General features: G+C 61.3%; 18 protein-coding genes. 2 read left to right on the forward strand and 16 right to left on the reverse strand.

Annotated features, from left to right (window positions below; translation table 11 throughout):
• Positions 1-4: 4 nt before the first annotated feature.
• Both VM94_RS05745 and VM94_RS28110 read right to left on the reverse strand, forming a co-directional pair.
• On the reverse strand, positions 5-2,998 hold the full coding sequence (locus VM94_RS05745) for an ExeM/NucH family extracellular endonuclease (protein ID WP_052755546.1): 2,994 nt from the start codon (positions 2,996-2,998) through the stop codon (positions 5-7).
• A gap of 182 nt (positions 2,999-3,180) precedes the next feature.
• On the reverse strand, positions 3,181-3,492 hold the full coding sequence (locus VM94_RS28110) for a hypothetical protein (RefSeq protein WP_046682601.1): 312 nt from the start codon (positions 3,490-3,492) through the stop codon (positions 3,181-3,183).
• On the opposite strand from VM94_RS28110, the gene VM94_RS28685 reads away from it, so the two are divergent.
• Positions 3,467-4,210 carry a PEP-CTERM sorting domain-containing protein gene (locus VM94_RS28685; protein WP_082127579.1) on the forward strand — a complete coding sequence of 248 codons (744 nt, stop codon included), beginning with the start codon at positions 3,467-3,469 and terminating at the stop codon, positions 4,208-4,210. The two genes, VM94_RS28110 and VM94_RS28685, sit on opposite strands and share 26 nt — an antisense overlap.
• A gap of 36 nt (positions 4,211-4,246) precedes the next feature.
• Here VM94_RS28685 and VM94_RS05760 read toward each other — a convergent pair whose 3' ends face one another.
• The 3 genes from VM94_RS05760 to VM94_RS05770 all read right to left on the reverse strand — a co-directional run bounded on the left by VM94_RS05760 (position 4,247) and on the right by VM94_RS05770 (position 6,620).
• Positions 4,247-5,320: a TIGR03790 family protein gene (locus VM94_RS05760; RefSeq protein WP_313902967.1), complete on the reverse strand. Its 1,074-nt coding sequence runs from the start codon at positions 5,318-5,320 to the stop codon at positions 4,247-4,249.
• Between the two features lie 88 nt (positions 5,321-5,408).
• On the reverse strand, positions 5,409-5,987 hold the full coding sequence (locus tag VM94_RS05765) for an FxDxF family PEP-CTERM protein (RefSeq protein WP_082127580.1): 579 nt from the start codon (positions 5,985-5,987) through the stop codon (positions 5,409-5,411).
• Between the two features lie 78 nt (positions 5,988-6,065).
• The gene (locus VM94_RS05770) at positions 6,066-6,620 is read right to left on the reverse strand and encodes an FxDxF family PEP-CTERM protein (RefSeq protein WP_046682604.1); all 555 of its coding nucleotides are present in this window, start codon (positions 6,618-6,620) and stop codon (positions 6,066-6,068) included.
• Positions 6,621-6,882: 262 nt separating this feature from the next.
• Here VM94_RS05770 and VM94_RS05775 point away from each other — a divergent pair, with 262 nt between their 5' ends.
• Positions 6,883-7,470, forward strand: coding sequence for a serine acetyltransferase (locus VM94_RS05775; RefSeq protein WP_235432852.1), 588 nt, complete (start codon positions 6,883-6,885; stop codon positions 7,468-7,470).
• Here the strand turns inward: VM94_RS05775 and VM94_RS05780 are convergent.
• The 11 genes from VM94_RS05780 to VM94_RS05830 form a co-directional block, all read right to left on the reverse strand.
• Positions 7,458-8,888 (reverse strand): mannose-1-phosphate guanylyltransferase/mannose-6-phosphate isomerase, encoded by a 1,431-nt coding sequence (locus VM94_RS05780; RefSeq protein ID WP_046682606.1) that lies wholly within the window; start codon positions 8,886-8,888, stop codon positions 7,458-7,460. The genes VM94_RS05775 and VM94_RS05780 overlap by 13 nt on opposite strands.
• Positions 8,889-9,119: 231 nt before the next feature.
• Positions 9,120-10,400: a nucleotide sugar dehydrogenase gene (locus tag VM94_RS05785; RefSeq protein ID WP_046682607.1), complete on the reverse strand. Its 1,281-nt coding sequence runs from the start codon at positions 10,398-10,400 to the stop codon at positions 9,120-9,122.
• A gap of 49 nt (positions 10,401-10,449) precedes the next feature.
• Positions 10,450-11,187: a WecB/TagA/CpsF family glycosyltransferase gene (locus tag VM94_RS05790; protein ID WP_046682608.1), complete on the reverse strand. Its 738-nt coding sequence runs from the start codon at positions 11,185-11,187 to the stop codon at positions 10,450-10,452.
• A complete protein-coding gene (gene wecB / locus VM94_RS05795) occupies positions 11,184-12,293 on the reverse strand; it encodes a non-hydrolyzing UDP-N-acetylglucosamine 2-epimerase (protein ID WP_046682696.1) in 1,110 nt (369 codons plus the stop codon). The genes VM94_RS05790 and wecB overlap by 4 nt, the downstream gene beginning before the upstream one ends.
• A gap of 26 nt (positions 12,294-12,319) precedes the next feature.
• Positions 12,320-14,302 (reverse strand): heparinase II/III family protein, encoded by a 1,983-nt coding sequence (locus VM94_RS05800; RefSeq protein ID WP_052755550.1) that lies wholly within the window; start codon positions 14,300-14,302, stop codon positions 12,320-12,322.
• Positions 14,299-15,351, reverse strand: a complete 1,053-nt coding sequence (locus tag VM94_RS05805) for a glycosyltransferase family 4 protein (protein ID WP_046682609.1) — start codon at positions 15,349-15,351, stop codon at positions 14,299-14,301. Before VM94_RS05805 ends, VM94_RS05800 begins: the two co-directional genes overlap by 4 nt.
• Positions 15,352-15,844: 493 nt before the next feature.
• Positions 15,845-18,091 carry a heparinase II/III domain-containing protein gene (locus VM94_RS05810; RefSeq protein WP_138828893.1) on the reverse strand — a complete coding sequence of 749 codons (2,247 nt, stop codon included), beginning with the start codon at positions 18,089-18,091 and terminating at the stop codon, positions 15,845-15,847.
• Between the two features lie 177 nt (positions 18,092-18,268).
• On the reverse strand, positions 18,269-19,609 hold the full coding sequence (locus VM94_RS05815; protein WP_046682610.1) for a phenylacetate--CoA ligase family protein: 1,341 nt from the start codon (positions 19,607-19,609) through the stop codon (positions 18,269-18,271).
• Between the two features lie 38 nt (positions 19,610-19,647).
• A complete protein-coding gene (locus VM94_RS05820; RefSeq protein ID WP_046682611.1) occupies positions 19,648-20,664 on the reverse strand; it encodes a glycosyltransferase in 1,017 nt (338 codons plus the stop codon).
• Positions 20,642-21,127: a serine O-acetyltransferase gene (locus tag VM94_RS29385; protein ID WP_082127591.1), complete on the reverse strand. Its 486-nt coding sequence runs from the start codon at positions 21,125-21,127 to the stop codon at positions 20,642-20,644. The genes VM94_RS05820 and VM94_RS29385 overlap by 23 nt, the downstream gene beginning before the upstream one ends.
• Positions 21,128-21,185: 58 nt before the next feature.
• Positions 21,186-22,685, reverse strand: a complete 1,500-nt coding sequence (locus VM94_RS05830; RefSeq protein ID WP_046682612.1) for an O-antigen ligase family protein — start codon at positions 22,683-22,685, stop codon at positions 21,186-21,188.
• Between the last annotated feature and the right edge of the window lie 42 nt (positions 22,686-22,727).

Genomic DNA, 22,727 nt, shown 5'->3' on the forward strand with positions numbered 1-22,727 from the left:
GTCCTTAGAAGTTGCCGGCGAAGATGCTGGCCGAGTAATTGATCGTCACTTTCGACGGATTGGTGAAACTGACGGCGAACGAAGCCGTCGCGCCCGGCGCCAGGCTGGCCGCGTTGACGGTGACGTAGGCGGCGCCCGCATGGCTGCCCGTGGCATTGGCCAGGCTGACGCCGGCAGGCAAGCCGCCGAACACCACCTGGAACGGGCCGTTCAAGGCGCTCGTGCCCGTGTTGGTGAACGAGAACGTGCCCGTGTATTTTTGCGTCACGCGGTTGTACGTGAGGCCCGAACTGGCTTGCGCCACGCCGGCCGTGATGTCGCGGTAGGCGGGCTGCAAGTCCAGGCTGATGACGACGGGATCGTGGTCCGAGGCGCGGTAAGGCAAGGCGTTGTACAAGTCTTGCGGCTTGGCCGAGTCGATGTTGTAGTCGATCACTTCCGGCTCGTCCGCATTCACATGCCATTCGGCCACGCCGGCTACTTGCGGGCTCAGCGAAGCGCTGGCCAGCGCATGGTCGAGGTAGCCGCTCTGGCCGCCAAACACGTACGAATACGGCATGCCGGACGGCCGCACGAAACGCTCGAGTTCATTGACGAAGCCGGCGCCCGTGATGACCTGGATCGGGTCTTCCGCGCCATAAGAATTGAGGTCGCCGATGACCAGCACGTCCGCGTCGCTGGCAGCGGCCGCCACCTGCGGCACGAAGCTGCCGACCAGGCGCTGGGCTTGCTGCACGCGGGTGGCGTTCCAGCAGCTCTGGCTATCGTTCTGGTCCGCGTCCAGTCCGCTCGAGGGGCAACTGCCCTTGGACTTCAGGTGGTTGACGATCAGCGAGAACTTCTCGCCATTGTCGGCGCGGAAGGTTTGCGCCATCGGTGGACGGTTGTTGATGGCATTGGCGTCCGACAAGGCGCCGCCCACGAGGCCCAGCTTGGCTGGCTTGTAGATCATGGCCACGCGGATGGCGTCCGTGCCCGTGGCGGCCGGTTTCGGCACCACGGCGTACGTGACGCCGCCGATGGCCGCGTTCAGTTGTTCGACCAGGTAAGTGACGGCCGTTTCGCCATTGTTCTGGATTTCCATCAAGCCCACCACGTCCGCATCGATGGTCTTGAGTTCGGCGACGATCTTGTCGCGCTGGCGCACGAACTCGGCCAGGTTGTCGGCGCCGCGGCAATTGCTCTTGGTGGTCGAGGTTCCCACGGTACAGCCCTGCCCCGTCTGGCCAAAGATATTGTTGCCATTGGTAAAGGTGGTAAAGAAATTCAGCACATTGGCGCTGGCCACCTTGACGTTGCCAGATGGCAGTTCCGGGCTGCCCGTGCGCGGGTTGTCACGCGAGAATTGCGGCGTCTGTGTCGGCTGCAATTTGTAGGCGGCACCGCCACCGCCGATGGCGCCAAAGTCCACCACGCCCGTCAGGTCGGCTACCGTGTCGCCGCTGCGCACGGTGTTGTCCTGGCCGATATACGGTATCGTTGGCGGTGCAACAAAAATGCCGTCATCGAGCACGATCAGGTTGTTCGCATTGGCGGCGATCAAGGCTTGCGCCTCGGCGGAGCCGGCCGGGTAGCGGTTGGTCGGCACTTCGCGACGCCCCGCCGACAGACTCAGTTCGCCGCGCGCGCCCAGATAGGCATTTTGCGACACGGTCAACGGTTGCGTGAAGCGCACGAGCATGCCTTCCACGGCGGCCAGGTTCTCGTTCGGCAAGGTCACGTTCGCCGGCACGATGCTGTGGCCCGCGCTTTGCGTGAGGATGGCCGTCACGTCCTTGAATTCCGTGTAGGAATTTTTCGCGCCCGATGGCGTGTATTCGACCACCGTGCCCGTCACGCGCACCAGTTCGCCAGGCTGCACGGTGGTAACCGTCGCGCCCGTGTACACGAAGATGCCGTCCGACGTCGATGGATCACCATCGCCGGCCGCATCCTGGATAAAGAAGCCCGTCCCCACTTTCAGAGTCACCACGCCTTCCGTCGTCTGCACGGAATTGGCGTAGGGGCTGCTTGCGCCGCTGCCCTGGATTTGCGGGATCGTGTGGCTGACAGCGGCCAGGCCTTGCACGGCGACATCGATCTTGCAGCTGGCGCTTTGCTGCTGGTCGTTGCTGAAATTGACGATGACAGGATAATTGCCCACCGGCACGCCGGCGGCCACCAGCAGGTTCACGCTGGCGCTCTCGCCCGCCACGCCGGCCGCGCTGAAATTGGCCAGGCTGATGCCTGCCACGGCGGGCGAGCTCAAAATAGCGGCATTCACGACGCCATCGACGTCGGACGCGCGCAGCACGGCGCTGCCGCCATTGCCAACGGCCAAGGCCAGGCTGGCAGGGCAAGTGGTGACGATCTGGTGCACGACAGGACCGCCGCACACATTCAAGGGAGAAGCCGTATTGCGCGGCGCCACGCTGCCGGTGGCAAAGTCCGCGCTATTGTCGTCCGTGTCGCCACAGCCGCCATTCGCGCGCGCAATCGACAAGGTATTCGATGGCGCGGGCGCCACGGCGCCCTCAAAGCCGTTGGCCGTACCAAAACCGACGAGATCGACGATGGCCGCGCCCGTAGGGCTGGCGCCCGTCTGGGCCGCCTTGCTATTGCTCAGCAACACCTTGCCCGCCGTGCCGGACATGGCCAGGCTGCCCGTGGCGTCCGGCGTGGGCAAGTCCTGCGTGCCGCCCGCCCCCTTGGCTTGCTGGACCAGCAGATACTGGCCCGGTTGCAAATCGATCGCCGGCAAGGCCGTCACGGACCAGCTCGTGCCAGCGGCGGACGCGTATTGCACGCTCCAGTTGCCCAGATTCACGGGGCTGGCGCCGCGGTTGAAGACTTCGATGAAATCGTTGCGGTACAGCGCACCCGTATTGCCGCCACCGCCATACACCTGGCTGATGACGATATCGGAAGCAGCCAGGGCTGGGACGGACAGGCTGGCCAGCACGGCGGCCATGACGGTCAGGCGCAGCGGCGTGCGCAAGGGGGAAAACGAGGTGTGCATGAGGATCCCGGTCGGTAAATAAATGACGCCGGCCCCACATGATCGGCCGGCGCGCCACAATTAACAAAAGTATTTCAGACTTGTTATTTGCATATTAAACGCCCGGGATGACGACTTGATGACATTTGATTAAGCCGAATGGAGTATAAGCTTCGCCCGTGGCCCGCGGGACGACACATTTATTAGTACTCAATAAGCAACAAAAAATTCACGATGGAACGATAAACAGGCGCTTCCTGGAAAAATATGATATATTTCAGGCAAATAAGTTTTGTTCTTGATAAGCCATTGGCAACTTTAAGAACCTTGCAATACAAATGGATCGAGCGGGCCCCATCCATGCCCGGCTCTTCATCTGCCATCCTGCCGTGCACAAACAATGTCGCACAGCTAGCGTACGCATCAATTACATCCTCAGCGCCTGGCGATATTGCGCCGCGTTCAGAATGCATGTCCAAGAGGTAAGTAATGTTAAAACCAACCACCCCATTCAAGTTCGTTTCCTTGTTCGCCTGCAGCCTGTTATTGCTGGCGACTGGCACGGCGCAAGCTCAAAATGGAGCACAGCGCGCCAGCGGCGACGAGAAACGCTGCCAGGCCACGGGAGCCGCCAGCAACGCAGTCGGCAAGGCGAAGGACGCCGACCTCGATAGCACGTACAGCGCTTGCAGCCTTGTCGATGGCTTCATCGGCTTCGGCGCACGCATCAATGACGGCACCAGCACGTCGCCGGAATTCGGCAGCGGCGCTTCGGACCAGGAATTGCGACGCCCGCAATTTGGCAGCGACGGCCACCGTCTGGGCAATCAATTTGCCGATGCAGGCGATGCGGCGGGCGGCACGCGGGCTCGTCCGGCGCGCGATACGGGAAGCTATCAATTTGGTACCCGCGATTTCGTGACCAGTCAGGAATTCCCGCCGATCGATGGTGGGGCTGGCTACCGTGGACCGGGGCGCGCCTACCATGGTGACAACGGCACTTACGCACCGCTGATCACGTCCGCCTCGCGTGACACCGGCTCGCGGGCTGGCGGCTCCAGCGTGGGTGGTGGCGGCGCGACAGGCGGGATCGATAGCGGCAATCGCGGCATCAGCGTTCCCACGCCACCTATCGCCGTCGTGCCCGAGCCTGAAACCTATGCCATGCTGATCGCCGGCCTCGGCCTGGTGGCATTCGCTGCGCGCAGAAGGCGCAGCGTCAAGGCCGGCTAATCCCCCCCTCTCCCCGGCGCACCGCCAGGTCAGCGCTCAGCGCCGGTACGCCATGTACGGCGCGGCCAGCGGGTCGCCGATAAACAGGCCCTGCGCCGGCCACAGCACACTCCCCCAATACGCCTCCAACGCCGTCATGCCATTCAGGTAGCGGCGCAGGAGCACGGTAGGATTGGGAAATTTCTGCCAATAGTTGCACGGTTCGCTCACCGTACCGTAACTGGCCGTCGCGCCAGCTTCCAGCCAACGCTGACTGCTCATCTGTCCTGTACCCTGCAAATCACCGCCGAATGACGTCAGGTGATCGGCCAGTGCCCCGGGCAAAAATCGCAGGGTGTCCAGCTTGGCCACATTGGCCAAGCCGGTCTGGTACACCATGATGTTCTGCACATGTTCAATGCTGTTGGCACGCACATTCGTGATAGTCAGCTTGCGCTGACGCACCATGCCGCTTGGCGGAAAGAATGCCGCGCGGCTATTGCGCGCCGGGTCGCTGGTAGTCAAATAGTAGGCGCCGGCGGCCGGCACAGCAAACCCGCTGGCCGTGCCCCGCTTGACGACGGCCTTGGCATCATCCACGGAATCGACCGGCAACAGCATGGACAGGCGCATGCCCATCTCGGTCATGGGCCGCTCCACGCCGCTGTTGAAATAGGGGCTGGGCTTGCCCGGATCGCACGTCTTGACGCACTGCGCCATGTCATATCCCAGGGTAAATGCGGAGGTGATTGAATTGCACTCGACCGCATAGGGGGCGCTCCAGACCATCAGCACCGCCTGAATCTCGGGTTTGAGCTGCGTCTCGATGCGCTCCTTGAGCTGGGAAAACTGTTCGGCGCTGAGCTTGCGCGGCCGGTTTGGAATATTCACATGCACGACGTTTGCCAGCGGAATGTCGTGCGACTGGCGGTAGTACTCGCCCACCTCCACGCTATTCGGTTCCGCATCATTGATGATGATCGCCAGATGCGCAGGCTGCAATCCTGGCGCCGCGCCAGCCTGCGGCACCGAGGAAAAAGCCGCCAGCAACACGGGCAAAAAACGCAGTGGAGTATGCAATGGATAGCTGCCAGAAAGATAAATGGGAATGACCGAGGGCTTGACGGCCAATTATAGCGCCGGAAATGACACCGCAACGCAGCAAAAAAAACGGAAGCCTAGGCTTCCGTTTTTGTCCTTGCCAATGCTGCCAGCACGCTCAGGCTTGCAATTTACGGCGGCGTGCCACAAAACCCATCAGTCCCAGGCCGGCAAGCAGCATGGCGTAGGTTTGCGCTTCCGGCACGGCACTGGCCGAGATATTGCCACTGTAGCTGCCGCCAGTTGCGGAAGCGACATAGCCATCGACCTGCAAGAAGTAAGTACCCTCAAGCAAAGGCGCCTTGCCGCTGTTGAGCACCCAGGCCTGGTCCTGCGCCGTGAAATTGAGCAGATCGAGCGCGCCATGCAGCACCACGCCGCTGGCATTGCTCAAGCTAAATCCCGTCAGGGTCAGGCCGGAATTGGCGCTCGGCTTGAGCGAGGTGGCCAGGCCGCTGAAATCATGGATGCCCGTCAGAGTGAACAGGAATTTATCGCTGAAAAAATTATTCCCGGCACCAGCAAGCTGGCCGGCGCCCAGGCGAAAGGAACCAGACAGTTCGCTGCTGGAATAGTCGATCAGGTCCTGCGTCAGGTCGACCGGCGCATGGCTCAGGTCAACAGGCGCGGCATGGGCGCCCACGCTGGCGGAGGACAACACGGCGGTCAGGAACAGGGATTTCAATATTTTATGCATACTTTTCACCAAAATAACGGCGGTCAACGCGAGCGAGCCGCGGGAAAGGGACTATAGCGTCACGACAGCGAGTCGTGTTCAGGCAGATTTCTGACGGCGGCGGGCGATAAATCCCAGCAAGCCCAGGCCGGCAAGCAGCATCGCATAGGTTCCAGGCTCGGGCACGGCCGATACCAGGTTGCCATTGGCGCTGAACGTGGCGCCGGTGCTGAACACGATATCGCCACTGACCTTCATGTAATACGCGCCAGCCGCCAGGTTGGCGAAGGACAGGCTCCATTTGTCGGTCGCGCCGCTCAGCTCCTGGGTACCGCCCTGAAGCAGGGTGTCGCCAACGCTGCTGTACAAACCAAAGCCAGTCAAATTCAAGCCGGTCAGGGCGCTGGTGCTTTGCGAAGTCAGCACCACGTTGAGCGCGCTGGGCTGTGTCACGTTAAACGTAAACACATCATTGAAAAAGCTGCCCTGGTGATTGTTCTTGAACTTGTCGCCAAAGGTCAGCGAACCGCCGCTCTCGAGCTTGACGGCCTTCGGCAGGGAGCTGATGTCAACAGCAGCAGTAGCCGCCTGGGACAGCAGGGCCGAACCGGCAAAAGCCAGGACAGCCAGAATAGAGCGGGTATTGTTCTTCATGCGACTCCAGCAAGCAAAGTTGTGGCCGCAATGCGGCCACATGAATTTATATAATCAAACCAGCAAGGATAATAGCATAAAGTAATTTTTTAAGTTATTTAATTTTTAATTAAAAGTTTCTTTATGGCATCAAAAAAAGGAGCGGGAAACTATCTCGCGCCGCCGCCTGGAACCGGCGCATGCAGCAGTTATAATTGGCAAAGTTTTATCATATTGACGATTCATCTGAAGAAAGGGAAGTCATATGTCCACTTGGACGGCATTGCACGCCGATACATACCGGCTATACGGGCGCAGCGGTTGGCGCCTGACGCTGAAAGGGGCTGTCGGCAGCCGTCCCTTCCGCGCAATCGTCACCATGCGCCTGTGCCAGGCGTCGCGCGACGCCCGCGTCCCCTGGAAGTATCTGCTACCGTTGTGCAAGCTGCTGCATCGCAGCGCCACCCGCCGCGCGGGTATCGACTTTTCCTGGCAAACCCGGGTTGGTCCCGGTTTCGCCCTGACGCATGGCTGGGGCACCGTCATTTCGCCTGGCGCCGTCATCGGCAGCAATGTCACCCTGCTGCACGGCGCGACCTTGGGCCGGCGCGACCGCATCACCGCCCCGGACCAGCGCAGCAGCGCCTATCCGACATTGGAGGACGGCGTCTGGGTCGGCCCCCATGCCATCATTACCGGCGCGATCATCATCGGCCAGGGCAGCCGCGTCGCCGGCGGCACCGTGGTCGTGGCAGACGTGCCGCCCGCCTCCATCGTCGCGGGCAATCCCGGCAAGATCATCGCCAGCGACTGCGTTCCCGACGTCATGAATGCCGCGCCGCTCGATACGCCGGCATCTCAGGCGCGCTGATACGCATCCGCATGGCGCACGATATCGTCCTCTCCCAGGTAAGCGCCCGTCTGCACCTCGATCAGGTGCAGCGGCAGCTTGCCAGGATTTTCCAGCCTGTGGATCATGCCGAGCGGAATATAGGTCGATTCGTTTTCTGTCAGCAGGCGCACCGTCTCGCCGCATGTCACGCGCGCCGTGCCGCGCACGACCACCCAATGCTCGGAACGGTGATGGTGCATCTGCAGCGATAGTTTCCCACCTGGATTGACGACGATGCGCTTGACCTGGAAACGCTCGCCAACGTCGATGCCTTCATAACTGCCCCAGGGACGGTACACGAGCCGATGCTGCACGTGTTCGGTGCGTCCATGGCGCTCCAGGTGCTCGACCACTTGCCGCACGCGCTGCACCTGGTCGCGCCGCGCCACCAGGACGGCATCGTCCGTTTCCACGATCACCAGGTCCTGCGCGCCCAGCACGGCCACGATGCGGCTTTCGGCCCGTATCATGCAGTTGCGGGCGCCGTCGAGATAGACATCGCCGCGCACGACATTGCCCTGCTCATCCCCTGGCAGCACGTCCCACAAGCCGGACCAGGAGCCGATATCGCTCCAGCCCATGGCGGCAGGAAGCACCGCGGCGCGGCGCGTGTGCTCCATCACGGCATGATCGATCGAGACGCTGCGGCAGGATGAAAAAGCATCCGCGGCCAGGCGAAAAAAATCGAGGTCGCGGCAGCCGCCCGCCACTGCGGCGGCGCACGCCGCGTGCATGGCCGGTTCGAATTGCAGCAACTCGCGCAGGTAGCTTGCGGCGCGGAACATGAACATGCCGCTATTCCACAGATAACGTCCATCGGCAAGAAAACCCCGCGCCGTCGCCTGGTCCGGTTTTTCCACGAAACGCTCGACTTCGCGGCCCTGCGGCGAACCGGCCAGCAATGCGCCGGAAAGGATATAGCCGTAAGCGGTTTCCGCAGCGGTAGGGACGATGCCAAAGGTGGCAAGCTCACCGGCTTCGGCCAGCGCAGCCGCTTGCCCGACCACCCGATGAAACGCCGGCACGTCGGCGATGCAGTGGTCGGCAGGCAAGACCAGCATGACCGCCTCGGCATCGAGCGCCAGCAGATATTGCGCGGCCACCGCCACTGCCGGCGCCGTATTGCGTCCCAGCGGCTCCAGGACGATGGCCAGCGGCGGTACTTCGATCTGGCGCAGTTGCTCCGCCACCATGAAACGGTGTTCATTGCCGCACACCAGCAGCGGCGGCATGGCCTCGAGCGCGGGCTGGCCCAGTTCGCGCACGCGCAGTACGGCTTCTTGCAGCAGGGTCTGCTGCGAAAGGAGCGGCAACAATTGCTTGGGCAAGGCCTGGCGCGACAAGGGCCACAGGCGGCTACCGGCGCCTCCCGACAGGATCACAGGGTAGATTTTCATGTCGGGCTCCCGTCGGCTGAATGGCGCACGCTTCCATGGGCGTGCTGACACACGGGCCGCGGCGCCGCAGCCTGTCTGAAGGACGGCTTGATAAGGCGCCGTCGGGCCCCAGGAAGATGGCCATGCCCAGTGTACGCAAGAACGGGAGGGAGGAAATTGATACAGTGCAAAAGAGATGCACGTAGAGGGAGCAAGCGGGGCCGCATGCCCCGCCGTCCTGCCCAGCGCCTCTTACAGGCGCCAGACCTTGACGCCCACGGCGCGCAAAGCCGCTTCGTCAAAACACGCCTTCACATCGATGAAGCAGCCGCCCTTGATCAGTTTTTGCTGGAAGTCTTCCACGGGCAGCGACGTCAGCGCGCGGTGCGAGACAGCGGCAACGATGGCATCGGCGCGCGGCAACTCATCCCATGCAAACAGGCGCACGCCATACTCGTGCATGGCTTCTTCCGCATCCGCATACGGATCGTGCACGAACACTTCCACGCCATACGTCTTGAGTTCGTTAATGACGTCGCCCACCTTGGAATTGCGCAGGTCGGCGCAATCTTCCTTGAACGTCAGTCCCAGCACATTCACGCGCGCGCCCTTGATATAGCTGCCGGCGGCAATCATGTTCTTGATGGTCTGCTCGGCGATGTACTTGCCCATGCCGTCATTGATGCGCCGGCCGGCCAGGATCACCTGGGGATGGTAGCCCAGCGTCTCGGCCTTGTGCGTGAGGTAATACGGATCGACGCCGATGCAATGCCCGCCCACCAGGCCGGGGCTGAACTTCAGGAAGTTCCACTTGGTGCCTGCCGCCGTCAGGACTTCGGACGTATCGATGCCGATCTTGTCGAAGATGATGGCCAGTTCGTTCATCAGTGCAATATTCAAGTCGCGCTGGGTATTTTCAATCACCTTGCACGCTTCGGCCGCCTTGATGCTGGAGCAACGGTGCACACCCGGCTCGACGATGGACTCGTACATGGCCGCCACCGTTTCCAGCGTTTGCGGCGTGTCGCCCGAGACCACTTTCACCACGTTCGTCAGCATGTGTTTGCGGTCGCCCGGGTTGATGCGCTCCGGAGAATAGCCGACGAAGAAGTCGCGCTTCCACTGCTTGCCCGACGCCTGTTCCAGTACGGGAATGCAGATTTCCTCGGTCGCGCCCGGGTACACGGTCGACTCGTAGACGACGATGGCCCCCTTCTTCATGTGCTGGCCGACGCTCTTGCTGGCGCCGATCAGGGGGCCGAAGTCGGGGCTGTGGGCCACGTCGACGGGCGTCGGCACGGCGACGATGATGATGTCGGCCTGCGCCAGAATGGCGGGGTCGGACGAGTATTCGGCATGCACGGCGGCGGCCATCTGCTCGTCGCTGAGCTCGCGCGACGGATCAACGCCCCGCAGGCAGCTGTCGACCTTGCTTTGCACAATATCGAAACCGATGGTGCGCCCCTGCTTGCCGAATTCGGCGACGAGAGGCAAACCGACATAACCGAGGCCAATCACGGCAATAGTAGTCATAACAATACTTTCAATCTAAAAGGTGGAAACCGGTATTCGGCGATGACGCCTAGCGGCGCAGCGCTTCCTTGAAGAACAGGCGGATAAAGCCCATGTCCTCGATAAAGTAGCGCCGGAACATGCGGCGCGGTTCCTGTAAAAAACGATAAAACCATTCCAGTCCCGATTTCTGCATCCACACGGGCGCACGCTTCACGCGGCCGACGGCGACGTCGAAGGTGCCGCCCACGCCCATGGCGAACGGGATTTTCATCTGTCCCTGGTACTGCCCCAGGAAATGTTCCTTCTTGGGGGAACTGATGGCGACAAACAGCAGGTCGGCGCGCGCTTCCGTGATCTGCGCAACGACGCCAGGCTCCTCTTCCGCACTCCAGTAGCCATTGCGGTAGCCCGCCACGGTCAATCCCGGATACTTCAGCTCGTACAAACGCTTGACCTCGCTGACGACCTCCTCGCGCGCGCCCAGCAGATACACGCGCCATTGCTTGTCGGCGCTGCGGCGCATCAGCGCCTCGAACAAATCGACGCCCGCGACGCGCTCCTTGAGCGGCTTGCCCAGCAGGCGCGACGCCCACACCACCGGCATGCCATCGGCATTGATCAGTGCACAGTCATTGATGATGCGCCGCAATTCGGCATCGCGCTCCGCCTTGACCAGCTTGTCCACATTGACCACCACATGCTGATGGGGATGGCCGGACTGGATGAACCCCTCGACTTTTTGCAGGGTTTCTTCCATCGTCAGATTATCAATCTGACAGCCCATCATCGTGATACGGGCGCTCATGACAGCTGTGCGGCCAGCACGGCCACGATGCGTTCGGCAGCCTTGCCATCCCACAGGTGCGGACGCTGCCCGCGCTTGCCTTCGCCACGCAGTATTTTGCCGGCCTCGGAGACGATACGCTGCGGATCTGTTCCCACCAGCACATTGCTGCCCTCGTCGACGGTGACGGGACGCTCGGTGTTTTCGCGGATCGTCAGGCAAGGCACGCCCAGCGCCGTGGTTTCCTCCTGCAAGCCGCCGCTGTCGGTCAGCACCATGCAGGCATCCTTCCACAGGTTCAGGAAGGCCATGTATCCCTGCGGCCCCACCAGGGTCACGTTCGGTCCCAGGTCGATGCCGAACTTGTCCAGGTTGGCGCGCGTGCGCGGATGCACGGGGAAAATCAGCGGTAAATCCTGTGCGATCGTGCGCAACGCGCCGCCGATCGATTGCATCATGTCAGCGTTATCCACGTTGCTGGGCCGGTGCAGGGTGACCACGCCGTAGCGCTGTCCGGCGCCCGCATGGGCCGCCTTGAAAAGTGCCGCCTCGCCTTCGGTGACGACGCCGGCGCCGAGCTTGTCTGCCTGATACAGCACGTTGTCCACCATCACATGTCCCACGTAGTGCACGGCCGCTTCAGGCTTGCCTTCGCGCCGCAGGTGTTCCAGCGCGCTGGGCTCCGTGACGAAAAACCAGTCGCTGATGCTGTCGGTGACGAGGCGGTTGATCTCTTCCGGCATGGTCATGTCGCCGCTGCGCAAGCCGGCCTCGACATGGGCAACGGGAATATTGAGTTTCTTGGCAACGATGGAACAGGCCAGCGTGGAATTCACGTCGCCGACCACCAGCACGGCGTCGGGACGCTCGGCCTGGCACAGCTCTTCGAAGGCCAGCATGATCTTGGCCGTCTGCTGCGCATGGCTGCCGCCGCCGGCGCCCATGAAGACGTCGGGCTGGGGGATGCCCAGCTCTTCGAAAAAGACGTCGTTCATTTCGCGGTCATAGTGCTGGCCGGTGTGAATGATCTTGAATCCAAGCCCGCCATGGGCTTGCAAGGCACGCACGATCGGCGCGATTTTCATGAAGTTGGGACGCGCTCCGGCAACCAGATAGAGGGTGGGCATCGAATGTTCTTTCAACGTTAAAAGGTCTAAAATAATGCCATCGTAAATTCTGCCGCGATGTCACCGCCATCGGCAGTGACGCACAAGGTCGTACAGGCAACTTTGACTTCGTAGTGGCGGGAATACCAGCCCAGCGGCGGTTGCTCGCTGGCGCTGGACAGGTGCAAACGCAGCTGGGTGCCGGCAAACCGGCCTTCCAGACGGAAACGTGCGCCGCACACCACCAGCACCTCTCCCTCCACTGCCACCGACAGGCCGGGCGCAAAATGCCAGAACTGTTCCAGGCGGTGCGCCTCGCGTGCCTCGGCGCGGTCTTGCACGGCCAGTCGCCGCGTTGCCGCATCAAATTGCACGCTGCGCACGTGGCGCACGGGGTCGGCCAGGCGCAGATAGCCGTCGTGCGCACCGCGAAAGACGAACTGCGCGGGATCCTGCGGCATCTGCAGCACGCTGCTCGCCGCCTTGCGCAGCCACATGAAGCGTCCGCCGCTGACCGACTGGTCCACGCCGTCGACGCGCAAGGTATTGTGCGCAGACGTGCCGCGGAAATAATCACGCCATTTCAGTTCCTGCCAATACGAGTAGGTGCCGGGATCGACCAGGCACTCCTCGCCGGCAACCGACAGGGTCAGCGCCAGCGCATCGGCGTGCCCATGCGCCGCGATGCCAAGGTAGCCGAGCGGGCCGCAGTCGAGCATGCCCTTGATTTCCGTGGGCTGGCCGAAATCGTTACCGAACAGCAGGTAGCCGCCATCGGCGAAATTCCAGTCGCTGGCCTGTCCATCGGCTACAGGTATGGCTGGCAGTTCCATGCCGCCAAGCAACCATTGCGTCGTCGCCCCGTACTGCGACGGCGCCAGCCCGCCCCACAGCGCATCGGCCAGGTCCAGCAGCATCGCCGGCCGGTCGCCCGCCATGCCGGGTTCCAACCGAAAGACGATGCCGTCATCGGCGTCGCCCACCATCGGCACATGGCCGCCGACATCGCGCACGGCACGCAGGAAATGCATGGCGCGCTGCAGTATGCGCCAGTAGCCGTCGCTGAACGGCATTTTCGCATGCGCAGCGCTCAACCCCGCCAACAGCAGGAATTCGGCGGCGAATACCTGATAGGCAAATGCCTGCTCGCGGTTGACGCCATCGGCTGAATGCTGCAACCGGGCTTGCTGCTCCAGTTCGCGCGCAGCCTGATCGCGCCAGGCCGCACTGTGTCGCCAGCATGGCCAGGTCTGCGCCGCGACATACAGGCCGGCCAATTCACCGATCAGGTGATTATTTGCCGACGAATGGCGCGACAGGTGGCGCTGGATAAACTGGCAATGGGAAAAAATGCTGTCCAACCAGCGCGATCGACGCCGTGCCCCGGCGTCCCCGGCGAACAGCGGGCCGTTGGCGCCCCCCATGATGTGCCAGATCAGGCTCCAGTTAATCAGGCGGATACCCAGTTCCAGCGAGCTGGTCCAGTTCGGCCCCGTCAATGGCGGGCACTGTTCCAGCCACGAGTCCAGCTGCCCGGCCAGCGCATCGCGGTAGCGCGCGTCGCCGCTCAGGGCCCAGGCCTGCGCCAGCCGCACCAGATGCAGATGGCGGTTCAGCTCCCACACGTGCTTGATGTCGCCCACGCTGGTACGGTCGGTAATGTCGAGAGCAAGACTGAAACTGGCTGGACCCGCCACGCCCGTCAGGGGATCGGTATTCCAGCGCGGCGATGCGCCCACCTGGAAATGCGCCGTGGCAAAGAGCAAGACTTCGCCCGCCATGATCGCATCGGCTTCTCGCAGATACGGTGCCGCATCCGCCAGCCGCGGTGCCGCATACGGCAAGGCGGCGCCGGCTTGCGCCAGTTGTGTCGGGACGGCAGTGCTCAGCAAGCCGTGGCGCAACAGCCGGGACTGCCCCACTTGACGCAGGCGATACCATGGCTCTCCAGGCGGCATGCAGCGCAGCCGGTTCCATAACCAGCCCAGGCGGCTGGTGCGCGCGCGCGCGACGCTCGGCGCCACACTCATCGTGCCGCTCCATCGAGGCTTGCGTACAGGGTCGCCAGCTTGTCGAGCATCAGTTCGGTATCGAAACGCTGCTCGATCGTGACACGCCCCGCCGCCGCCAGACGCACGCGCAGCGAGCTGTCGGCCAGCAATCGCTGCAATGCGCCAGCCAGGCTCGCGACATTCTCCGGCTCGACCAGCAAACCATTGACGCCATCCTGCACCGCCTCGGGAATGCCCCCAACGGCCGTCACCACCACCGCCTTGCGGGCCGCCATGGCCTCCAGCATGGCCATGGGCAAGCCTTCATGATAAGAAGGCAGCACGAAGATACTGGCGCGCTCCATTTCCGCGGCTTTCTGGTCTGGATCTATCCATCCGAGCAATTCAAGCCGGTCGGCAATGCCCAGTTCGGCGGCACGCGCACGCGCCTCGGCCAGTGCGCCCTCTCCGCCCAGGACCAGGCGCAGGCGGGGGAATTGCCCACTCAGGCTGGCCACTGCTTCGATCAGTTCAAAGACCCCTTTTTTCTTTTCCACGCGGCCGAGAAACAACAAGCGCCCATCCTCTTCCGGCAGAACGGGTGGCAAGCTGGCCAACTTGACCGAATTGGCCACGACCAGCACGGCTGCGCGCGGCGCGAACGTCTGCAGAAACTCGGCCCAAGAGGGCGACAGGCCGATCACGGCCGAGCTTTTTTCCAGGGTGTGGCGGATCCACCAGCGGCCCACAGCGCTCACTTCATCCATGGTGAACTGGCGAAACTCGCCGCCATGCAGGTGAAAGATGGTTTTGCACCCCATGCCGCGGGCCAGCGCCAGCAGAACGGACTTGCGGTAGAAACTGGCGCGCGAGGAACAATGTGCATGCACGAGCGGCTTCACCCCGGTCAGGCGCACCGCGAGCAACTGGCGCAACGCGCTGAAGGCAAGGGCAAGCTTGCCCATTGCAGGCACTTCGGCATGTGTCACGACATAGCGCACCGCATGCTCATCCAGGAAACCCTCGCGCTGCAGGACGCAAACGACTGCCGCCACGCCCCCCTTGCCTTCCGGCGCGGTGCCCAGCATCAATGCCTGCGGCCTTTCGTCAATCACGCCGCCGCCCCACGCCTACCCACCATGGCCAGTAACTCGCTCATCTACGATCTCCCAGATCAGATTCATTAAGACATTGCAAAAAACACTTTGTGCGCACGCAATACGACTAACAAAAAAATAATGTTAAAACAACACAATCATTGCATTCATTACCACAATTGTCAACCACAGCACGGTCTTTTTCTTGTCTGCACGTATCTAAAATACGTGTCCTCAGGATAAATCATGACGCATGGAAATTTGTCGTTTTCTCTCAACATCGGCTTGCCAGCATGCATCGACTGCCGCAGCAAAAAAAAACCTCTCCGCCAGCGATGTGCGGAGAGGTCGGGTCATCTCATGAGAGTGTCAGGGGATCGGCAAAAAAACGCGCCCATAACTTGCTCAACCATTGCCTGCAACGTCTAAACCAATCGCGCACCGAGCTTTCTGATACGAACTGATCCGGCTGCCGGGCAGGCAGTCATTTCGGTATCGTCACCGTCTGCGTGCCTACCTTGAGCGTGCGCGCGACGGGATCGAACACGGGTGCCGGATTGCTGCAGCCGACATCGAGCACGACCACAAACTCTGCCTTGGGTTGCAGCACCGTATTTACAAACGCGCCATGGTCTTCCACCGTGCCAGCTTTTGGCGGAGGACCGGTGCGTTTCTCGAAAGCAATCGGCATACCCGTCGACACGGGAATCAGGCACACCATTTGCCCACCTTTGGCGACAATCACCTTGCCATTCTCTCCCGTCTGCATCGGCGCATAGGAATGGAAATTCCATTCAAACTTGCGCGGTGTGGCCGACGCCAGGGCGTCGACGATCACCGCCGCATTCACACCGCGCAAATACCAGACCTTGCGCACGGCCTGCGTCAGCGCGCCGCTGTACGCTGGCGTGGCATCGCCTTCCACATAGTCGAGCTGAGGCGTGGTAGAGAAGGCCGTGATCTTGCCGCCATAGGCCTTGGTCCTCGTGTAGCCTTGCGGCGTATAGCCATCAATGGCCTGGCCCAGGCCGCCATCGATGGTGATGGCATTGTGCGCCCGCGTCTGGCGATACCATGAGCTGGCCAGCGGTGAACCATAGTAGTCGGAATAACCGGACTGCCCCAGCAGCGCGACGCCGTTGCGGACCAGAACAATGCTGTTCTGCTCGCCATGGCTGTGGTTATACGAGCCGTACGGACTCGATTTGAAATACAGCGAGGTCCGCCCGCTATCGGCCATGCTGCTGTGCATGGCCGCCCAGCCTATGCTGGGGTACAGGCGGGCATTTTCCGGAGGCAGCGGCGTGCTGACCGACGAGACGGGCAGCGGATACGGCGCCTGCAGCAAGGTCAGCGCATCCATGTCCACGGGCAGCGCCCGGAAATACCAGGCAGCTTCGGGAGTCGCATAATGCGATACGAAGGCCTTCAGTACCGCGAAGGTGGGAACGACTTCCGACTCATCGCCAAACAGGTGGCGCGGCGTACCGGGCGGTACGAAATGCATGAAGTAGCGCACGAAACCGTTCGACCATGGCTTGCTGAACATATCGATGCCGGAAGCGCTGGCCAGCGGCTGCCATACCTGCAAGGCCAGGTCCGCCGTGTATTGCGCATACGCCGTGCCATTCGCAAAGCCGCCTTCCGGACCGCTCCAGGCGCTGAATGCCGCCGCGTAGGCGCGGAAGGAAAAGTCAAACCACGTATCGGCTTCCTTGATTTCGCCGAGCGACAAGGTGGCGATGAGAGCAAGGAAACCCAGATTGGTACCGCCATGGGAGTCAAACGGATATTGATCCATGCGGCCATTGCTGCCTGACAGATCGGCGTAGATATCGTTGGTCCGCAAACGCACGACATTGAGCCAGGCGGCGCGGCGCGTACCGTCGATGGCACTGCCCAGAGTATCGATGGCCTTGATCAGCGTCAGCGCGATGACGCGCGTGCCCTGGTCTTGATTGACATAGCTCGTTGGGCCATATGGATCGAGCGCGGCCAGCATGTCGCCCCGGTACAGCGCTTCGGTCAGGTACTTCTGCTCGCCGGTCAGGCGGTACAGCAGCGAGGCGCCTTCCAGTTGGCGTCCATTCGCCGACACCAGGGCACGGATATCGGCCGTCTGCGCAACGTTGGCGGCCGTCAGCACGGAACCCGTCTGCAGCTTCCAGTTTGAGTCCAGCACTCCAGCACCAGGCTTGACTGTCACCCAGTCGACCTCGGAGCGCATCTTGAGCATGGCAGCATTGCGCTCCGCCTTCAGTGGCGCGCTCCAGGCACTATACAAAGGCAATCCCTGCAAACTGCGCGGCCTTGGCATTTTTACGATGCGCGCCCGCAAGTCCGCATTTTCCGGCACCAGGAACGGCGCCGAGGCGGCCGTGATCGTGAAGTTGCGGTAATCGGACCACTCCACGGTCGACGTGGGGCGCACGCGCCAGGAATAACTACCGACTGGCAATAGCTGGCTAGGCAGCAACCAGTTACGGGACGTTGTATAAGTACTCACCGCGCCGCTGGCGGATTTGATTTCCACCGTATACGATGCCGGCGCCGAAATATGGCGCGACCAGGTAAACGTGGGGGGATTTTGCGCCTGAATCTGCAGGTTTGTTGGTGCCGGCGCAACCGCGACAGGGTCGACGGACTGCACCCAGTCGGCACGCGCCGGCCCGGCGACCGACAACACACCAGCTGCCAGCAATATTGGCAGCATCACGGGAAAGAGTTTCATAATTTAGCCTCCGAGGCAACGGCAATAAGATCGGAACCGATCTTGAAAAATAGGTGTGATAAGGCTGGCAAGATAAACCTTTTTGCAGCGCAAAATTATTTGTGATTCAAAGCGAGATTTAGAGACCTGGACAGGCCTCAATTGGAGTTGACGCCCGGAATTTTATTATACGCATTTTCATTTATTTTTTTCATGCTCATTCACGACCCAGCGGAACTTAACAGAAGATGTGTTGGGGATATCCGACGTTAATACAATTTCGACCATGATATCCTTATCTACCAACTGGCGAATATTCTCGACGAGCGCTAGTTCCTGCACTTTGGAGAACGCGGGCGCGGGCACGATGCGGATTTGCCAGCGGTCCTGCGCCACCTGTGCCACTTGCGACTTGAGAATATGTTCGACCCCCTTGAAAGCGAATGTCAGCACGGACGGGCTGACGGGCTGGCCATCCCCGCCAAAAATCGCATCTTCGTACTTGCCGCTGATTTCCTCAAGCACGGGGAACGGCCGGCCGCACGGGCAGCTTCCCGCCTTCCAGCGCGCCCGGTCCGACAAACGGTAGCGTACCAATGGCATGACGTGGTTATGCAGCGTCGTACCGACAACAAAGCCGAAATCCGTCGTCGGCTGGCCATCGTCGTTGACAATCTCCACGTACGCATAATCGGCATTCACATGCATCGCGCCAAACTGGCAGGCGCTGGCAAAGGCCACCCGTTCGGCCATGCCATACATATCGCTGACGCGCGCGCGGAAACGCTCCTCGATCAGCGCACGCTGATGTGGATACAGGGGTTCGGAACTGGTAAAGACCAGGGGAATGGAAAGGTAGCGCCGCTGGCGCTGCAGGTAGCTGGCCAGGGTATAGGCCGTCGATGGATACGCTTGCAACATGGCCGGCGCATAAGCGTCGAGCTGATCGCAAATCGCGGCCATATAGCCTTCCTTCAGGTGGCGCGAGGAGATCAGCAGCTGTTTGTCATAGCGGTTATAAAACCAGAATGGCGGCGCCTCGCGCGACTGTGGCACGACGACGTCGCCGCGCAGCACGGCGCTTCGCGCGCCGCGGCGAAAACCATTCCATTCCCAGTGCCGCCGCACAAAAGCCATCTCGTACAGCACGGATAGGGGGCTGCGGAAGATCGTCAGCGGCGTGCCCGTGGTGCCGCTGGTTTTGCCGACGCTGTACCAGGGCCTGGCCTTGCCGCCGTTCGGATACAAATTCTGGCGGTTGGCGAGCAAGGTGCTCTTGTCGATGATGGGAAAGTCGCGGCGCAAGACCTGCAGCGTGTCGTCGACAGAAAAATGTTTATCGATATGCGCATAGTACGGCAGCTTGCCGATTGCGCATTGCAGGCTCGCATGCAGCAACGTCAGCTGCACGCGCTCCATGCCCGCCGGGTCCAGTTGCGCATTGCGGCGCAGCCGCGCCAGCAGATGCCGGCTCAAAAAATTATCGCGCAGCAGCGAACGAAGGCCATAAAACAGCTCTTTTTTTACATTTTTCTTCATTCGATGTCTTTAATGCGTGTAGCACCTTTACCATTGTGTCAAATTGCACCGGCCTCTGCCGCCGTATTCTCTGACAGGACCCGGCTGGGAATCACCTCGCACGGCGGCCGCAACCTGGCCGTGACGAAACCCCGTATCAGGCCTGCGGCAGAAAGATGCCACAGTAAAATAGAAAAAACGGCATCATTGACACTGCGCTTCTTGACGCACAGGGCCAATGCCGCCAGCCCCCCCAGCCCCAAGCATGCTGCAGGCACACGCCAGTCGGGAGCCAGCAGCACGGCGCCAAGGACCAGCGCCCAGAAGCCCAGCACCGCAAGCGGATGCAAACACATGCGCAGCACGCGACCACACCAGGGTCGTCCCAGGGCTGACTTGAGCAACACGCCGCCCGCATCCATGCGTCGGCTACGCCATTGGCGCCAGATCAGTGCGCCAGTCGATTCCGCATGCCCCGTATGATACACCGCCACCGTGTCGAGCCGCAGCATGCGCCAGCCATGACTGCCCAGGCGCAAGCCCAGTTCCGCCTCCTCATATGCCTTCAGGTTGCGGTTGCCCGCATAGCCGCCCGCCTCGTCCAGCGCCGCGCGGCGATACAGCCCACCACCCGCCAGCCACTCGACGTCGCCGGCGCGCGCGGCAGGCTTGTTTTTCAGCCGGTGCCGGTCAAACCTGTTATTGATGTGCCGGTCGCGCAATACGCCGGAAATGCCGCCCAAAGTCGCATCGTTTTCGATGAGCGCCAGCGCCTGCTTCAAAAAGTCGCCCTGCAGTTCCATGTCGCCGTCGAGCAGATACACGAATTGGGCCCGCGTATGCTGATAACCAAGCTGCACCCCGGCGCCGCAGCCGCGGTCGGCTGGCAGCGTCAACTGGACGATCTTCACGGGATAAGCGCGTGCAATCGCGACGGTGGCATCGGTCGACAACGAATCGGCGACCAGCACCTCGACTCCCCCGGCAATCCCGGCTATGGCCTCAAACACGGCGTCGAGGCAACGGTTTATATTATGTGCTTCGTTATATGTCTTAATTAAGATCGCTAACTTCATTATCCACCTGTGTAGAGCTGTCTAATCCATCTGTCGATGGCACCCTGCCCGCTTGACCGCCACGGACACGGGCAGGAATACCAACGGCCGTGGCGCCGGCCGGCACATCTTGCAGCACGACGGCGTTGGCGCCTATGCGCGCGCCATTCCCGATACGCACGGGGCCGAGAATCTTGGCACCGCTACCAATGAGCACATCGTCGCCGATTTCCGGCACGCCGCTCAATCCTGCCCGTCCACCGAGGGTGACATGCGGGCCGATATTGACGCGGTCGCCGATCTTGCAGCGCGCATGCACCACGATGCCCAATCCGCTATAACCGAACAGCACATCGCGGCCGACGATGCTGGTAGGCGGCAATACAATAGAGAACACGATGCGGTTGAACATATAGAGAAGACGCGGCAACAGGGGAATGCGGGCGCGTGCGAGCAAGTGCGCAATCCGGTAAATGGTCAGCATCGCGCGTCCCTGGCCCATCCGCGCGCCAGCCGTTGGCGGGGTGCGGCGGCACGGCACCTCATGCCTGCCCCCTGAAGCGCCCGTTGGCAAAATATGCTGCCGGTCTTTTCTCGATGATATTGCGCTTGGTCAAAGGCCTCGCCCCACGGTCAATGATGTAAAAAATATAGGCCATGGTGCCGAAAAACTCGGCCCCAAGGATGCCGTTCGGCGCAATGGGCACCTCCGTCATGGAGCGTACCAGCAGCACGGCAAGCATCACCAGGCTGGCGCCATTGGTCGCCTTCGAGGCGCGCATGGCATAACGGATCAGGAAAAACAGGAAGGCCAGCAAGGATGCCAGACCGATCAGGCCCGAGCGGCTGAACACCTGCAGGTACAAATTATGTGCGGAAACCGCGCCGCTCAATCCCAGGCGCAGGCGGTTTTCCAGGTTCCAGAACGATGCCCCCTGGCCAAACAGGGGATTTTCCATGCCGCCCTTGATGGCTGCGGACCAGATCCACAGCCGTCCCGTGCCTGTGCTGAGGTCGCCCACGGCACGCGAGTCGAGCTTGCTTTCGATCACCGTTAACAAATTCACATCCGAAAACATGACCCAGATCCCCACCATGGCGACCATGAAGCAAAAGCCCATCAGCAGCACGGCCAGGAAGGTCGAACTGTTGCGGTTGTAGCCACGAGTTTGCGCCCCCAGGTAATTCCATATCTGCATGCCCGTGATCATCATGCCGCCCATGAAGGCGGTGAGGATCGACGTCTTGGACTGCGACATGATCATCGTCAGTCCTGCCGCACAAAGAATGCCGAAATGTAGCCAGCGTTTCTTTTCAGGTTCAGCCATCTCCATCAGGAAAAACGCGCAGGCGACGGCGCCGAGCGCATTGGCATGCGCTGTCACGCCCCACAAACGCAGGTTGAAGCCAGGGATCAGGCCATTGTAGCCAGGCTGGAAAGCGGCGCTGGGCGTGACGACGGCCGCGGCCAGGCTGCCGAACACCAGGGCTCCCAGGCAATACTTTGAAACCCGCACAGGATCGATGTCCGATACCTGCAAATACAGGAACATGGCCAGATAAACAAAGAAAGGGTAGATCAGCGACACATGGAAATAATAGCGCTGGCCCATAAAGATGGGTACGATGCTGAACGCCACATAAAACACCATGAAGGCGATCACGATATCGTTGGGCGCGCACAAGTCGCGACGCGTAAAGCGCGAGTGCTGGCGCAGTTTCTTGTTGAAATCGAACAACCATGCCAGGCACAGGGCGAAAGAGCTGCCGATCACCGCCATCAGGATCAGTTTCGATACGAGGCCCGAGGCGCCATCGCCATCACTCATGTTCATCAGCCCCTGCTCGCTCAAAGTCAGCTTGCGGAACGACAGGACAATGCTGCTGATGCTGGCGGCAACTGTCAGCAGAAAAACTGTCGCGAATGCCCAGCCACGCCAGCGTGCGGCAATGCCAGCCACGAAAACGGCGCCGCCGATTGCCAGCAGGGCAAACAGCAAGGCGCCCAAAGGCAACAGAAAATAGACGATTAACTCTTCCATGGATGGCCTTTGCTCGCTTTCATACTATTTTTTTTCATCAAT

It is taken from the genome of Janthinobacterium sp. KBS0711 (assembly GCF_000988085.1).
In the GTDB taxonomy this organism is placed as follows: Bacteria; Pseudomonadota; Gammaproteobacteria; order Burkholderiales; family Burkholderiaceae_D; genus Janthinobacterium; species Janthinobacterium lividum_E.

Bases quoted from the DNA above. Each gene is read 5' to 3' on its own strand.
- wecB (WP_046682696.1), bottom strand. From the start codon at position 12,293: ATGCCCACCCTCTATCTGGTTGCCGGAGCGCGTCCCAACTTCATGAAA.
- VM94_RS05805 (WP_046682609.1), bottom strand. From the start codon at position 15,351: ATGCTGGGCACCGCGCCGGAAGGCAAGGGGGGCGTGGCGGCAGTCGTT.
- VM94_RS05830 (WP_046682612.1), bottom strand. From the start codon at position 22,685: ATGGAAGAGTTAATCGTCTATTTTCTGTTGCCTTTGGGCGCCTTGCTG.
- VM94_RS05785 (WP_046682607.1), bottom strand. From the start codon at position 10,400: ATGACTACTATTGCCGTGATTGGCCTCGGTTATGTCGGTTTGCCTCTC.
- VM94_RS05800 (WP_052755550.1), bottom strand. From the start codon at position 14,302: ATGAGTGTGGCGCCGAGCGTCGCGCGCGCGCGCACCAGCCGCCTGGGC.
- VM94_RS05790 (WP_046682608.1), bottom strand. From the start codon at position 11,187: ATGAGCGCCCGTATCACGATGATGGGCTGTCAGATTGATAATCTGACG.
- VM94_RS05820 (WP_046682611.1), bottom strand. From the start codon at position 20,664: ATGAAGTTAGCGATCTTAATTAAGACATATAACGAAGCACATAATATA.
- VM94_RS05780 (WP_046682606.1), bottom strand. From the start codon at position 8,888: ATGAAAATCTACCCTGTGATCCTGTCGGGAGGCGCCGGTAGCCGCCTG.
- VM94_RS28685 (WP_082127579.1), top strand. From the start codon at position 3,467: ATGTTAAAACCAACCACCCCATTCAAGTTCGTTTCCTTGTTCGCCTGC.
- VM94_RS05815 (WP_046682610.1), bottom strand. From the start codon at position 19,609: ATGAAGAAAAATGTAAAAAAAGAGCTGTTTTATGGCCTTCGTTCGCTG.
- VM94_RS05765 (WP_082127580.1), bottom strand. From the start codon at position 5,987: ATGCATAAAATATTGAAATCCCTGTTCCTGACCGCCGTGTTGTCCTCC.
- VM94_RS05810 (WP_138828893.1), bottom strand. From the start codon at position 18,091: ATGAAACTCTTTCCCGTGATGCTGCCAATATTGCTGGCAGCTGGTGTG.
- VM94_RS29385 (WP_082127591.1), bottom strand. From the start codon at position 21,127: ATGCTGACCATTTACCGGATTGCGCACTTGCTCGCACGCGCCCGCATT.
- VM94_RS05745 (WP_052755546.1), bottom strand. From the start codon at position 2,998: ATGCACACCTCGTTTTCCCCCTTGCGCACGCCGCTGCGCCTGACCGTC.
- VM94_RS05770 (WP_046682604.1), bottom strand. From the start codon at position 6,620: ATGAAGAACAATACCCGCTCTATTCTGGCTGTCCTGGCTTTTGCCGGT.